The following is a 13,581-nucleotide window of genomic DNA, read 5'->3' on the forward strand; positions in this document are numbered from 1 at the left end:
TCCATTTAACTGAAAATGCGACGGCGTGACCGGACTTTAGTCTGGCCACCCGCGCATTGCCCGATTGAAAGCAAGGCTAGGACATTGATGCCCGCCACCGCCTGCGGGCGCGACGGTTTTGGAAGAAGGTCATGCCCCGTCAAAAGAAGAGTTCCAGCCCTGGCGGCTCACAACGTCAGCTGCGCGTCGGCGAAACGGTTCGCCATGCGGTTGCCGAGATCCTGTCGCAGGGTGAGGTCCACGATCCCGATCTCGAAGGCCACATCATCACCGTTCCCGAGGTGCGTATGTCGCCGGACCTGAAGCTCGCGACGATCTATGTGATGCCGCTCGGCGGCCGCGACACCGATGCGGTGATCGCAGCGCTCGAGCGCAACAAGAAGTTCCTTCGCGGCGAGATCGCGCACCGCGTCAACCTGAAATTTGCCCCCGACATTCGCTTCCGCGTCGACGAGCGGTTCGACGAGGCGGAGCGCATCGAGAAACTGCTGCGGACACCTGCGGTGCAGCGAGACCTTGCACCCGATTCGGACGACGAGGAATGACTGTGATGACGACCAACAGCGTTATCGACGCGAAGGATGCCGACGCGCGCGCCGCTGAGCGGGATGCCTTTGCCGGGCCGCGCAGCGACGATGCGCGCCGCACCAACAACGACCCGCGCCAGAAGCAGGGCAAGCAGAACCAACAGCCGCGCCGCGACAAGCGCGACATCCATGGCTGGGTTGTGCTCGACAAGCCGATCGGCATGACCTCGACCCAGGCGGTCGCCGTGCTCAAGCGTTTGTTCCAGGCCAAGCGTGCCGGCCATGCCGGCACCCTGGATCCGCTCGCCTCCGGCGGGTTGCCGATCGCGCTCGGCGAGGCCACCAAGACGGTGCCGTTCGTGATGGACGGCCGCAAGCGCTACCGCTTCACGGTGAGCTGGGGTGAGGAACGCGACACCGACGACACCGAGGGCCGGCCGGTCCGGACCAGCGAGAACCGGCCGACCGCCGCTTCGATCCGCGAGCTGCTGCCGCGCTTCACCGGCGTGATCGAGCAGATTCCGCCGCAATATTCGGCCATCAAGGTCCAGGGCGAGCGGGCCTATGATCTGGCGCGCGACGGCGAGGCCGTGGAACTGAAGCCCCGCCCGGTCGAGATTCACGAATTATCCCTTGTGGAACATGGCGATAACGGCCAGTCCGTGTTCGAGGCCGAGTGCGGCAAGGGAACCTATGTCCGGGCCCTGGCCCGCGATATGGGCCGGATTCTGGGCTGTTTCGGCCATATCTGCGCGCTACGGCGGACCCTGGTCGGTCCGTTTACCGAAGCGGACATGATTCCGCTGGTACAGTTGGAGGCTTTGTGCAATAGAGCCGCGTCTGGCGAGGGCAGCCTCGCCGACGCGCTTTTGCCCGTTGAGACCGCGCTGGACGACATCCCGGCACTGGCCGTCACACGGGCTGATGCGGCAAGGCTCCACAGGGGCCAGGCCGTTTTGTTGCGCGGACGGGATGCGCCCAATACGAGCGGCACAGTCTATGTCACGGTGGCAGGCCGACTTCTCGCGCTTGCCGAAATTGGCAATGGCGAACTCATCCCCAAGCGCGTGTTCAACCTGAACGGACTGACTGCCGGTCCGGCTCGCAACAATGAAAGTAACTGACGATGTCGATTACCGCGCAACGCAAAGCGGAAGTCATCAAGACGAATGCCACCAAAGCCGGCGACACCGGCTCGCCCGAGGTTCAGGTCGCGATCCTGTCGGAACGCATCAATAACCTCACCGAGCACTTCAAGAGCCATGTGAAGGACAACCATTCACGCCGCGGCCTCCTGAAGCTCGTGTCGACGCGCCGCTCCCTGCTTGATTACATCAAGCGCAAGGACGAGGCGCGCTACAAGGCGCTGCTCGAAAAGCACAACATCCGTCGTTGATTTGAGAAGCACGCGCGCGAGGTTCGCGCGCGTTTTCGCGTGGTCGTCCGTGAACTCGGGCTTTCGAATTGTCGAAAGATGATCATGCGCAGCCGCATGGCGATCGCCATGCACACTAGCGTCCAGCAGCAATCCGGCCGCTGGACCGGGCAAGATGCCCAGATGACCGAAAGGATGGACGCCATCCGAAATCCAGGGACCATGGCAGGATCGCCGGATGCTGATCGCAGCACGCGCATCAGTGTCTCGCCGTCTTGGCATGGTCTTTGTGCTTCGGGGCGCCGTGCTTTCGTGAAACCATGAAAGAAACCGAAATGTTCAATTCGCATTCCGTCGAGATCGACTGGGGTGGACGTCCCCTCAAACTGGAAACCGGCAAGATCGCCCGCCAGGCCGACGGCGCCGTGATGGCGACCTATGGCGAGACCGTGGTGCTCGCCACCGTCGTCGCGGCGAAGGCGCCGCGCGAAGGCGTCGACTTCCTGCCGCTCACGGTCGACTACCAGGAGAAGACCTACGCTGCGGGCCGCATTCCCGGCGGCTATTTCAAGCGCGAGGGCCGTCCGACCGAGAAGGAGACGCTGGTCTCCCGCCTGATCGACCGCCCGATCCGTCCGCTGTTCGTCGACGGCTGGCGCAACGAGACCCAGGTGATCGTCACCGTGCTTTCGCACGACATGGAGAACGATCCGGACATCGTCTCGCTGGTCGCCGCCTCCGCCGCCCTGACGCTGTCCGGCGCGCCGTTCAAGGGCCCGATCGGCGCCGCGCGCGTCGGCTTCGCCAATGACGAATACGTGCTCAACCCGACGCTCGACGAGATGACCGAGACCCAGCTCGACCTCGTCGTCGCCGGCACCGCCGACGCCGTGCTGATGGTCGAGTCGGAAGCCAAGGAGCTCAACGAAGACGTGATGCTCGGCGCGGTCATGTTCGGCCACCGCCACTTCCAGCCCGTCATCAACGCGATCATCGAGCTCGCCGAGAAGGCCGCCAAGGAACCGCGCGAAGTCACCACCATCGACAATTCGGAGATCGAGAAGGAGATGCTCGGCATCGCCGAGCAGGATCTGCGCAAGGCCTATGCGATCCCGGTCAAGCAGGAACGCTATGCCGCGGTCGGCGCCGTCAAGGAGAAGGTGCTCGCGCACTTCTTCCCGGAAGGCCAGGAGCCGAAATACGACAAGCTCCGGGTCGCCGCCGTGTTCAAGGAGCTAGAAGCCAAGATCGTTCGCTGGAACATCCTCGACACCGGCAAGCGCATCGACGGCCGCGACGTCAAGACCGTGCGCAACATCGTCGCCGAAGCCGGCGTGCTGCCGCGCGCCCACGGCTCGGCGCTGTTCACCCGCGGTGAAACCCAGGCGGTGGTCGTGACCACGCTCGGCACCGGCGAGGACGAGCAGTACATCGACGCGCTGTCGGGCACCTACAAGGAAACCTTCCTGCTGCACTACAACTTCCCGCCCTACTCGGTCGGTGAAACCGGTCGCCTCGGCGGCACCAAGCGCCGCGAGATCGGCCACGGCAAGCTCGCCTGGCGCGCGATCCACCCGGTGCTGCCGCCGCACCACGAGTTCCCGTACACGATCCGCGTGGTCTCGGAGATCACCGAGTCGAACGGCTCGTCCTCGATGGCGTCGGTCTGCGGCGCCTCGCTGTCGCTGATGGACGCCGGCGTGCCGCTGAAGCGGCCGACCGCGGGTATCGCCATGGGCCTGATCCTCGAAGGTCAGCGCTTCGCGGTGCTGTCGGACATCCTCGGCGACGAGGATCATCTCGGCGACATGGACTTCAAGGTCGCCGGCACCGACCAGGGCATCACCTCGCTGCAGATGGACATCAAGATCGAGGGCATCACCGAGGAGATCATGAAGGTTGCGCTTGGCCAGGCCAAGGAAGGGCGCATCCACATCCTCGGCGAGATGTCCAAGGCCCTGACCGCGGCGCGCGCCGAACTCGGCGAATACGCACCGCGCATCGAGACCTTCAAGATCGCCACCGACAAGATCCGCGAAGTGATCGGCACCGGCGGCAAGGTGATCCGCGAGATCGTCGAGAAGACCGGCGCCAAGGTCAACATCGAGGACGACGGCACCGTGAAGGTCGCTTCCAATGACGGCGAGGCGATGAAGGCTGCGATCAAGTGGATCAAGTCGATTGCCTCCGATCCGGAGGTCGGCCAGATCTACGAGGGCACCGTCGTCAAGGTGATGGAGTTCGGCGCGTTCGTGAACTTCTTCGGCGCCAAGGACGGCCTCGTCCATATCAGCCAGCTCGCCTCCAATCGCGTGCAGAAGACCTCCGACGTCGTCAAGGAAGGCGACAAGGTCAAGGTCAAGCTGCTCGGCTTCGACGACCGCGGCAAGACCCGCCTGTCGATGAAGGCGGTCGACCAGGAGACCGGTGAGGACCTCGAGGCCAAGAAGACCGACGCTCCGGCCCCGCGCGAGGCCGCCGGCGAGTAAACCAAACCAACTGGCAAACTGATCATTGCGAGAGGGCGGCCCAAGTGGCCGCCCTTTTGCTTTCGAACGCAAATCAATCCCGGCTGATCGGCCTGCGCGGTTTTGACCCGACATTGTGACCGGTACTGCTGGAACCCGTTCACGACTTGCGCCTAACATCAGGACGCTTTCCAGCATGGAGAATGACGATGTCCTTGATGTCCCGACGCCACCTGATCATTGCAGCAGGCGGCATCGCCGCGGCCGCCGCCTCGTCGCGCGCAGCATTCGCCCAGGCCGCGACGCAGGCCCCGGCCGGACCATTTAAGATCGATCCGCTGGGCTATCCGACCAGCGCGCTCGAGCCGCACATCGATGCCAAGACGATGGAGATCCATCACGACCGGCATCATCAGGCCTATGTCACCAATCTCAACACTTTCGCCAAGGACAATCCGCAAATCGCCGAGAAGCCGGTCATCGAGGTGCTCGCCAATCTCGACAGCGTGCCGGACGCGATCCGCACCGGCGTGCGCAACAACATGGGCGGCCACGCCAACCACACGATGTTCTGGCAGATCATGGGACCGGACGGCGGCAAGGCGGACGGCGAAGTGCTGACCGCGATCGATCGCGACCTCGGCGGCATGGAGAAATTGCAGACCGATTTCAACGCCGCCGGCGGCCGCGTGTTCGGCTCCGGCTGGGTGTTCGTCACGGTGACCAAGGACGGCAAGCTCGCGATCGAGACGCGGCCGAATCAGGACAATCCGATCATGGACGGCAAGCGCGCGCTGCTCGGCAACGACGTCTGGGAGCACGCCTACTATTTGACCTACCAGAACCGCCGGCCGGACTATCTCAAGGCATGGTGGAATACGGTGAACTGGAAGGCCGTTGGCGAGCGCTATGCGGCCGCCAAGGCCGGCACGCTCGGGGTGTAGTCAATCACGATCCGCGTGCCGAGAAGGATCGCGGCGGGGTGACGCTCGAGCTTCGCGTAGCCCGGATGAAGCGCAGCGCAATCCGGGGGCAGTCTGTCCGCTGAGAGGTGCAGAGCATTTCCCGGATTTCGCTGCGCTTCATCAGGCTACAGCACTTCCCCTAACCCGGCACCACGCGCGGGTCGATGTCCTGCGTGTAGTCGACGCCGTCGATGCCGAAGCCGAACAGGCGAAGGAACTGGCTCTTGTATTCACCGAGATCCGCCAGCTCGCCGAGCGTTTCGGTGGTGAGCAGCGGCCAGCGCCGCGACACTTCGGTCTGCACTTCGGGTGAAAGCTCCCAGTCGTCGACCCGAATACGCTGCGCGTCATCGAGCGCGACGTCCTTGCCGAGGCGGGTGCGGAACAGGCGATCGATCTGCTCGATGCAGCCTTCATGCAGCCCGAGCTGCTTCATCACCTTGAACAGCACGGTGCCATAGAGCGGCACCACCGGAATGGCCGAGCTCGCCTGGGTAACCACGGCCTTCAGCGCGACGACGCGAGCGGCGCCGGCGCCGAGGCGGCCGCGGATTGCTTCCGCCTTACTGTCGAGATCGACCTTGGCGCGGCCGAGCGTGCCGTTCCAGTAGATCGGCCAGGTCAACTCGCTGCCGATATAGGTGTAGTTGAGGGTGCGGAAGCCCGGCGCCAGCACGCCGGCGTCTGCCAACTGGTCGATCCAGCGCTTCCAGTCGTCACCGCCCATCACCGCGACGGTCGCCGCGGTTTGTTCCTCGCTTGCCGGTTCAAGCGTGGTCTGGAACACCTCGCCGGTCTCGGTGTCGAGCGTCTTGATCTCGACCGGGGCGCCGAGCGGCTTGATCACCGAGCGATAGGTCTTGCCGGTGTCAGGATCGGTCCGGACCGGCGCGGCCATGCTATAGACCAGGAGATCGAGCTGCCCGAATTTTTCGCGCACACGTTCGATGAAGGTCTTCTTCATCTCATCGGAGAAGGCATCACCCTCCAGCGTGAGCGGCGAGCGGCCGATCTTCTCGGCTTCGATCTCGAAGGCGCGGTTGTTGTACCAGCCGGCACTGGCGCTTCTCTTTTCCGAAGGTTCGCGCTCCAGCGACACGCCGATCGTATCGGCACCGCCGGCGAAGGTCGCGACGATGCGGCTCGCGAGGCCATAGCCTGTCGAGCAGCCCAGCACGGCGACGCGCTTCGGGCAGTCAGCGACCGGGCCCTGCTCGAGAACGTAAGCAATCTGCTCGCGGACATTGGTGGCGCAACCGACCGGATGCGCCGTCGTGCAGATGAAGCCTCGCACGCGCGGTTCGATAATCATACGCACCCCATTTCGGATTGTTGCAATGTCCCCATTCGCGGCCCAGAGGCGTCGCGCCGCGGACGAGAGGAGATGAAAGCCGGGTCAGGCATCGAGCCGCTTGAACACCAGCGTGGCGTTGGTACCGCCGAACCCGAACGAGTTCGACAGCACGGTGCCGAGCTTGGCGTTGTCGATGCGCTTGCGCACGATCGGCATGTCGGCAAATGCCGGATCGAGCTCGGTGATATGCGCGCTCTCGCAGACGAAGCCGTTGTTGAGCATCAAGAGCGAGTAGATCGCCTCCTGCACGCCGGTGGCGCCGAGCGAGTGGCCGGTCAGCGCCTTGGTCGCCGAGATCGGCGGGCATTTGTCGCCGGTGCCGAACACCTTGCGGATCGCCTCGATCTCCGGCGGATCGCCGGCCGGCGTCGAGGTGGCGTGTGGATTGATGTAATCGATTGGCGTGTTCACCGTCGACATCGCCATGCGCATGCAGCGCTCGGCGCCCTCGCCCGACGGCGCCACCATGTCGTATCCGTCCGAGGTCGCGCCGTAGCCGACGACCTCGCCGTAGATCCGCGCGCCGCGCGCCTTGGCGTGCTCGAGCTCTTCCAGCACAACGACGCCGGCGCCGCCGGCGATCACGAAACCATCGCGATTGAGATCGTAGGGCCGCGAGGCGGTCGCTGGCGTGTCATTGTATTTCGAGGACATCGCGCCCATCGCGTCGAACAGCACCGACAGCGTCCAGTCGAGCTCCTCGCAGCCGCCGGCGAAGATGACGTCCTGCTTGCCGATCTGGATCGTCTCATAGGCGTTGCCGATGCAATGGTTCGACGTCGCGCAGGCCGACGAGATCGAGTAGTTCACGCCCTTGATCTTGAACCAGGTCGCAAGCGTCGCCGACGCGGTCGACGACATGCCCTTCGGCACCGCGAACGGACCGACGCGCTTCGGGCCCTTGGCGCGCGCGATGTCGGCGGCCTCCACCAGCGTGCGCGTCGACGGCCCACCGGATCCCATGATGATGCCGGTGCGGACGTTGGAGACCTCGTTCTCCTCGAGGCCGGAATCGCGGATCGCCTGCTCCATCGCGACGTGATTCCAGGCGGCGCCTTCGGCAAGGAAGCGCATCGCGCGGCGATCGATCACCTCGGCAGGATTGAGCGTCGGCGCGCCGTGAACCTGCGAACGGAAGCCAAGTTCCGCAGCCTTCTCCGCGCGCGAAATGCCCGACTTCGCCTCGTAGAGGCTCGCAAGCACTTCCTGGGTGTTGTTACCGATGGATGAGACAATGCCCATCCCCGTGATGACAACCCGCCTCATGTTCGCCTCGCCCTGCCTCTATGTTGCCGCGTCATGGTCCCGCTCAAGACGGCGCCGTACCTTGCTTGAACAATCCGACCTTCAAGTCCTTGGCGCGATAAATAATCTCGTCGTCCATGGAAAGCCACCCGTCGGCAATTCCAAGCACGAGCTTTGACCGCATCACGCGCTTGATATCGATGTTGTACACAACCTTGCGCGCGTGCGGCAGCACCTGTCCGGAGAACTTCAGCTCGCCGAGGCCGAGCGCGCGGCCACGACCTTCGCCACCGATCCAGCCGAGGTAAAAGCCGACCATTTGCCACATGGCATCGAGGCCGAGACAGCCCGGCATCACCGGATCGTTCTTGAAATGGCAGCCGAAGAACCAGAGATCCGGTTTCACCTCGAGCTCGGCGCGCACCAGCCCCTTGCCGTACTCGCCGCCATTTTCCGAAATATCGCTGATGCGATCGAACATGAGCATCGGCGGCAGCGGCAACTGGGCGTTGCCGGGACCGAACAGCTCGCCCCGCCCGCAGGCCAGCAAATCCTCGTATTCATAACCGCCGCGCCGATCCAGCATCCTCTATCCACCTCTGATGTCCCGATGAAGCGCTTTGCTAGGTCGGACCTTATCTACCCACGGGAACTGGAATATCTTGTCCCGCATCTTGGCGCTACCTGGGTACGCCACCGGCCTGTTATCTCTGCCGAAAGCGCATATGTGGTCCGCGCGCTCTCTAACATAGGGCCAACTGGGCGGCAAAGCGGCATTCCAGTGATAAATGACCGTCATCCCATAGGTTTCTACCGCAGCTTGGATTCGTTCTAGTTGCGAAAAACTTGCATCTGATAGGCATCCTTTTTATATTTATGAGGAATATTGCCTGAGTTGGGTGCATAGAGTGGATATGAACGAGGAAGTACCGGCTGTGAACGATGATGCCGTGCACCCGGCTGCCGGGGGCGCTGGGCACCACCCTGCCCTGACTGGCTGCCCATGGCACGACGTCAACGAGATGCTGCAGTCGGCCGGCCTTCGGCCGACCCGGCAACGCATGGCGCTGGGCTGGCTGCTGTTCGGCAAGGGTGCCCGCCACCTGACCGCTGAAATGCTCTACGAGGAAGCCACGCTGGCCAAGGTTCCGGTGTCGCTGGCGACCGTCTACAACACGCTCAACCAGCTCACCGATGCCGGCCTGCTGCGGCAGGTCAGCGTCGACGGCACCAAGACCTATTTCGACACCAACGTGTCGACCCATCACCACTTCTACCTCGAGCACAACCACGAGCTGGTCGACATCCCCGACCCGAACCTCGTGCTGTCGAAGATGCCTAACGTGCCGGATGGCTACGAGATCTCCCGCGTCGACATGGTGGTGCGGCTGCGCAAGAAGCGCTAACTCGTCGTCCCGGCGAAGGCCGGGACCCATAACCACAAATCTTCGTTATCTACTAAGGCGACTCCCACCGCGCGCCATCGAGAAATCACGCGGTATGGTCCCGGCTTTCGCCGGGACGACGAAAGACCTCAGTCCACCTTCTCGTCGGCGTAGACGCCCCAGAGGCGCTGCTGCTCGATCCAGCCGTCGAAGCCGTTGCCGGTGACCCGGCACCAGTTGTTGGCGCATTTCTTGACCTGCGCGACGACGCCGGCCTGCAGGCGCGCGGCGATGGCGCTCGCGGCGTCGGGACGATCGTACAGCGAGGCCAGATCGTCCTTGTTCTTCATGGTGACGACGGCGGTGCGGCGGCCCGACAGCAAGGAGTGATAGACCCAGCCTTCCGCGCCTTCGGAATCGCGAACCCGGCGCCAATTCTCGAACTCGGCGGTGATTTCGACCGGCAGCCCAGAACGGGTGTAGACCCAGGCGACGTCGTTGTCCTTGGTCGGGCCGGCCCTGACGTTCACATGGTCGGATTTCAGGCTGACATAGCGCGGGATCGGCAAGCCGCTGGTGGTGGGGCTCAAATCCTTGGCGGTATGTCCGGGGCTGACCGACGCACTCAGCATGCTCCCGACCAGCGCCACCAATGAACCGAAACGCCAGACCATCAACTCGTCTCCCGCCGAGATGCCCAACCCGCATTCGGCGAGTTGCAACTCACGTCCAAACCCATGCCCGAAGGCGGCTCGCGCCTGCGCCATCCGTTCCCGGTATTCGTGGCTCCCCGGGGTTCTTGTCTTGGCCCGGCCTTCTGCTAGAGAGGACGGAACGCCTTAACAGCCAGAACAACCCGAATCTCCCCCTGACGAAAGCCGGGGCAAGTATCGGGGAACCCTAGGAAACGCGAAGGAAACGCCGGGACAGCGCGGCGATCAGCAGTGTCGAACAACCGGGTTAATGAGGCCTCAACGGCTCGGTTTTTGGCGAGCCGCGCGCCTCATGAAAGCAGGACATGTCGGTGAAGAAAAAGCCTCTCGTCGTCGTCACCCGCAAGCTGCCGGACTCGATCGAGACCCGGATGCGCGAGCTGTTCGACGCCAGACTGAATCTCGACGACACGCCGATGACGCCGGAACAGATCGCGGAGGCGGCGAGGACCGCCGACGTACTGGTGCCGACCGTGACCGACATGGTCCGCGAGGACGTGATCAACCAGCCCGACTGCAAGCTGAAGATGATCGCCAATTTCGGCAATGGCGTCGACAATATCGACGTGGCGGCCGCGCATGCCCGCGGCATCACGGTGACCAACACGCCGAAGGTGCTGACCGAGGACACCGCCGACATGACCATGGCGCTGATCCTGGCGGTGCCGCGCCGCATGATCGAGGGCGCCTCGATCCTGACCGAAGGCAAGCAGCATTGGGCGGGCTGGTCGCCGACCTGGATGCTCGGCCACCGCATCGGCGGAAAAAGGCTCGGCATCATCGGCATGGGGCGCATCGGCCAGGCCGTGGCGCGCCGCGCCCGCGCCTTCGGCCTGCAGATCCACTATCACAACCGCCGTCCGGTGGCGCCCGTGATCGCCGACGAGCTCGGCGCGACCTATTGGGAAAGCCTCGACCAGATGCTGGCGCGGATGGACATCATCTCGGTGAACTGCCCGCACACGCCGGCGACCTATCATCTGCTCTCGGCGCGGCGGCTCAAGCTGATCCGGAAAGAGGCCTATATCGTCAACACCGCGCGCGGCGAGGTGATCGACGAGGACACGCTGATCAAGCTGATCGAAGCCGGCGATGTCGGCGGCGCCGGCCTCGACGTCTACGAGCACGAGCCCGCGGTGAATCCGAAGCTGGTGCGGCTCGCCAGGGCCGGCAAGGTGACGCTGCTGCCGCATATGGGCTCGGCCACCATCGAAGGCCGCGTCGAGATGGGCGAGAAGGTGATCATCAATATCCGAACCTTCCTCGACGCCCACAAGCCGCCGGATCGCGTGCTCCCGAGCATGCTGTAGGGCGCCTGTAGCCCGGACGCTTGGCTCGTCAGAGCAAATATCGAAGAACAACCCGATGCAAAGGAGCCGGTGCGGCCGGCCAGGCAACTTGGGATGTCCGGCAAAGGTAGCTGGATACAGCCACGGCGATTGCGGCCGGACACACTGCATCACGCATTAGGTGTCGTCCGGGCGCTGCGGTAGCAGTCCGCCCTATTTTTTCTTCCGCGCCTGCTTGCGCCAGTCGGCGACGAACGACACGAAGGCAGCGAGTGCCGGCGGCGGCTGGCGGCGGCTCGGGTAGTACAGGAACGGTCCGTCGAACGGCGGGCACCAGTCGTCGAGCACGCTGACCAGCGCTCCGGATTTGACGCCGTAGCGGACATAGCCCTCGAACGTCGCCCAGTAGCCGACGCCGTCATGGACCGCACGCAGCGCGAGGCCGAGATAGGTCGCGGTCAGCTTGGCCGGCGGCGAAATCTTCACCACGCGGCCGTTCTTCTCGAACTCCCAATCGAACATCACGCCGTTGCTGAAGCGGCTGCGGATGCAGGCATGCGCCAGCAAATCCTTCGGCTGCATTGGGCGGCCGTGCTTCGCGACGTAGTCGCGCGACGCCACGACCGCGTAGCGCTGCGGCGCGCCGAGCGGCACCGCCACCATGTCCTGCGCCAGATGCTCGCCATAGCGCACACCGGCGTCAAAGCCCTGGGCGACGATGTCCACGAACGCGCTCTCGGACACGATATCCAGATCGACCTGCGGATATTTGGCGAGGAACGGTGCAATCATCGGCGCCAGCACCAGGTCGACCGCGGGCGGCGGCGCGTTGATGCGCAGCCGCCCCGACGGCTCGGCGCGCAGGCCGCGCACCTCGGTGATCGCGTCCGCGACATTGACCATGGCCGGCGCGACACGGGCGAGCAGCAGCTCGCCGGCCTCGGTCAGCGCAACGCTGCGGGTTGTGCGGTTCATCAGGCGAACGCCGAGCCGCTCCTCCATGTCGCGCAGGCGCTGGCTGAGGCTCGAAACCGAGACGCGGCTCTCCAGCGCCGCACGCCGGAAATTGCGGGTGCGCGCCACCGCCACGAAGGCGTCGAGGTCGCGAAGGTCGAAATCCTGCATTGTTCGATATAGTGAACAACCTATTCTGGATTGTCCAGCTTATCCCAGAAGCCGGACCGGCCCATATCAGCCGCGTCATTTTGGCGGCGGATCATCTGCCGCGACACCTCCAGGGAGCACCACCATGGACACACGCAAACTGGGTTCCACCGGCCCCACGGTTTCGCAGCTCGGCCTCGGCTGCATGGGCATGTCCGACTTCTACGGCCCGACCGACCGCAGCGAGAGCATCGCCACCATCCATGCCGCGCTCGAGGCCGGCATCACGCTGCTCGATACCGGAGACTTCTACGGCATGGGCCACAACGAGATGCTGATCGGCGAAGCGCTGAAGAGCCGCAGCCGCGACAATCTCGTGATCAGCGTCAAGTTCGGCGCGCTGCGCGACCGCAACTACGGCTTTCACGGCTATGACAGCCGTCCGGTCGCCGTGAAGAATTTCGTCGCCTATTCGCTGCAGCGGCTCGGCGTCGACCACATCGACATCTATCGTCCCGCGCGGCTCGATCCCAATGTGCCGATCGAGGACACGGTGGGCACGATGGCCGACATGATCAAGGCCGGCTGGATCAAACATATCGGGCTATCGGAGGTCGGTTCCGACACCATCCGCCGCGCCCACAAGGTGCACCCGATCGCCGATCTGCAGATCGAATATTCGCTGATCTCGCGCGGCATCGAGACCGACATTTTGAAGACCTGCCGTGAGCTGGGCATCGGCATCACTGCCTATGGCGTCTTGGCGCGCGGGCTGATCAGCGGGCACTGGTCGAAGGATCGCGGCAGCGAGAAGGATTTCCGCCTGCTGAGCCCGCGCTTCCAGGCCGGCAATATCGACACCAACCTCGCGCTCGCCGATCGGCTGCGCGCCATCGCCGGCGAGATCGGCGCCTCTCCGGCGCAGGTCGCGATTGCCTGGGTCGCGGCGCAGGGTAACGACATCGTGCCGCTGGTCGGCGCGCGGCGGCGCGAGCGGTTGACCGAGGCGCTCGGCGCGCTCGATGTGACGCTGAGCGCGGCGCATCTTGCCGCACTGGCCGAGGCGTTTCCGCCTGGCGCCGCCGCCGGCGGTCGCTATCCGGAGGAGCATCTCCAGCACATGGACAGCGAAAAACTCACGACGACGTCCTAGACT

13 protein-coding genes are annotated in these 13,581 nt (G+C 64.3%); 8 read left to right on the forward strand and 5 right to left on the reverse strand.

Going from position 1 to position 13,581, the window contains the following annotated elements:
* Window positions 1–131 precede the first annotated feature (131 nt).
* The 5 genes from rbfA (at window position 132) to ACVIW0_RS38865 (ending at window position 5,314) form a co-directional block, all read left to right on the forward strand.
* Complete coding sequence (gene rbfA / locus ACVIW0_RS38845) at window positions 132–545, forward strand: 30S ribosome-binding factor RbfA (RefSeq protein ID WP_461357034.1); 414 nt, start codon at window positions 132–134, stop codon at window positions 543–545.
* On the forward strand, window positions 542–1,651 hold the full coding sequence (gene truB, locus ACVIW0_RS38850) for a tRNA pseudouridine(55) synthase TruB (RefSeq protein WP_461357035.1): 1,110 nt from the start codon (window positions 542–544) through the stop codon (window positions 1,649–1,651). The genes rbfA and truB overlap by 4 nt, the downstream gene beginning before the upstream one ends.
* Window positions 1,652–1,653: 2 nt before the next feature.
* Entirely contained in the window at window positions 1,654–1,923 is a 270-nt protein-coding gene (rpsO, locus tag ACVIW0_RS38855) for a 30S ribosomal protein S15 (protein WP_066504937.1), read from the forward strand.
* Window positions 1,924–2,237: 314 nt separating this feature from the next.
* On the forward strand, window positions 2,238–4,391 hold the full coding sequence (gene pnp / locus ACVIW0_RS38860) for a polyribonucleotide nucleotidyltransferase (RefSeq protein ID WP_461357036.1): 2,154 nt from the start codon (window positions 2,238–2,240) through the stop codon (window positions 4,389–4,391).
* 188 nt (window positions 4,392–4,579) lie between these two features.
* Window positions 4,580–5,314, forward strand: a complete 735-nt coding sequence (locus ACVIW0_RS38865; RefSeq protein ID WP_461357037.1) for a superoxide dismutase — start codon at window positions 4,580–4,582, stop codon at window positions 5,312–5,314.
* A 160-nt stretch (window positions 5,315–5,474) separates the two neighbouring features.
* Here ACVIW0_RS38865 and fabV read toward each other — a convergent pair whose 3' ends face one another.
* The 3 genes from fabV to fabA form a co-directional block, all read right to left on the reverse strand.
* Window positions 5,475–6,647, reverse strand: coding sequence for an enoyl-ACP reductase FabV (fabV, locus tag ACVIW0_RS38870; protein ID WP_461357038.1), 1,173 nt, complete (start codon window positions 6,645–6,647; stop codon window positions 5,475–5,477).
* Window positions 6,648–6,731: 84 nt separating this feature from the next.
* Window positions 6,732–7,955, reverse strand: coding sequence for a beta-ketoacyl-ACP synthase I (gene fabB, locus ACVIW0_RS38875; protein ID WP_461357039.1), 1,224 nt, complete (start codon window positions 7,953–7,955; stop codon window positions 6,732–6,734).
* A 43-nt stretch (window positions 7,956–7,998) separates the two neighbouring features.
* Window positions 7,999–8,520, reverse strand: a complete 522-nt coding sequence (fabA, locus tag ACVIW0_RS38880) for a 3-hydroxyacyl-[acyl-carrier-protein] dehydratase FabA (protein WP_074126537.1) — start codon at window positions 8,518–8,520, stop codon at window positions 7,999–8,001.
* Between the two features lie 328 nt (window positions 8,521–8,848).
* Here fabA and irrA point away from each other — a divergent pair, with 328 nt between their 5' ends.
* Window positions 8,849–9,340, forward strand: coding sequence for an iron response transcriptional regulator IrrA (gene irrA / locus ACVIW0_RS38885; protein ID WP_461357040.1), 492 nt, complete (start codon window positions 8,849–8,851; stop codon window positions 9,338–9,340).
* Window positions 9,341–9,468: 128 nt separating this feature from the next.
* Here irrA and ACVIW0_RS38890 read toward each other — a convergent pair whose 3' ends face one another.
* Complete coding sequence (locus tag ACVIW0_RS38890) at window positions 9,469–9,993, reverse strand: SH3 domain-containing protein (protein WP_461357041.1); 525 nt, start codon at window positions 9,991–9,993, stop codon at window positions 9,469–9,471.
* Window positions 9,994–10,337: 344 nt separating this feature from the next.
* On the opposite strand from ACVIW0_RS38890, the gene ACVIW0_RS38895 reads away from it, so the two are divergent.
* Complete coding sequence (locus tag ACVIW0_RS38895; RefSeq protein WP_456751181.1) at window positions 10,338–11,342, forward strand: 2-hydroxyacid dehydrogenase; 1,005 nt, start codon at window positions 10,338–10,340, stop codon at window positions 11,340–11,342.
* Between the two features lie 192 nt (window positions 11,343–11,534).
* Here the strand turns inward: ACVIW0_RS38895 and ACVIW0_RS38900 are convergent, their stop codons facing one another.
* Window positions 11,535–12,446: a LysR family transcriptional regulator gene (locus tag ACVIW0_RS38900; RefSeq protein ID WP_461357042.1), complete on the reverse strand. Its 912-nt coding sequence runs from the start codon at window positions 12,444–12,446 to the stop codon at window positions 11,535–11,537.
* Between the two features lie 124 nt (window positions 12,447–12,570).
* Between ACVIW0_RS38900 and ACVIW0_RS38905 the strand changes: the two genes are divergently transcribed.
* The gene (locus tag ACVIW0_RS38905; protein ID WP_461357043.1) at window positions 12,571–13,578 is read left to right on the forward strand and encodes an aldo/keto reductase; all 1,008 of its coding nucleotides are present in this window, start codon (window positions 12,571–12,573) and stop codon (window positions 13,576–13,578) included.
* Window positions 13,579–13,581: the final 3 nt, after the last annotated feature.

Source organism: Bradyrhizobium sp. USDA 4454, assembly GCF_054822705.1.

Bases quoted from the DNA above. Each gene is read 5' to 3' on its own strand.
- rbfA (WP_461357034.1), top strand. From the start codon at position 132: ATGCCCCGTCAAAAGAAGAGTTCCAGCCCTGGCGGCTCACAACGTCAG.
- ACVIW0_RS38895 (WP_456751181.1), top strand. From the start codon at position 10,338: ATGTCGGTGAAGAAAAAGCCTCTCGTCGTCGTCACCCGCAAGCTGCCG.
- fabV (WP_461357038.1), bottom strand. From the start codon at position 6,647: ATGATTATCGAACCGCGCGTGCGAGGCTTCATCTGCACGACGGCGCAT.
- rpsO (WP_066504937.1), top strand. From the start codon at position 1,654: ATGTCGATTACCGCGCAACGCAAAGCGGAAGTCATCAAGACGAATGCC.
- ACVIW0_RS38865 (WP_461357037.1), top strand. From the start codon at position 4,580: ATGTCCTTGATGTCCCGACGCCACCTGATCATTGCAGCAGGCGGCATC.
- pnp (WP_461357036.1), top strand. From the start codon at position 2,238: ATGTTCAATTCGCATTCCGTCGAGATCGACTGGGGTGGACGTCCCCTC.
- ACVIW0_RS38905 (WP_461357043.1), top strand. From the start codon at position 12,571: ATGGACACACGCAAACTGGGTTCCACCGGCCCCACGGTTTCGCAGCTC.
- truB (WP_461357035.1), top strand. From the start codon at position 542: ATGACTGTGATGACGACCAACAGCGTTATCGACGCGAAGGATGCCGAC.
- fabA (WP_074126537.1), bottom strand. From the start codon at position 8,520: ATGCTGGATCGGCGCGGCGGTTATGAATACGAGGATTTGCTGGCCTGC.
- irrA (WP_461357040.1), top strand. From the start codon at position 8,849: ATGAACGAGGAAGTACCGGCTGTGAACGATGATGCCGTGCACCCGGCT.
- ACVIW0_RS38900 (WP_461357042.1), bottom strand. From the start codon at position 12,446: ATGCAGGATTTCGACCTTCGCGACCTCGACGCCTTCGTGGCGGTGGCG.
- ACVIW0_RS38890 (WP_461357041.1), bottom strand. From the start codon at position 9,993: ATGGTCTGGCGTTTCGGTTCATTGGTGGCGCTGGTCGGGAGCATGCTG.
- fabB (WP_461357039.1), bottom strand. From the start codon at position 7,955: ATGAGGCGGGTTGTCATCACGGGGATGGGCATTGTCTCATCCATCGGT.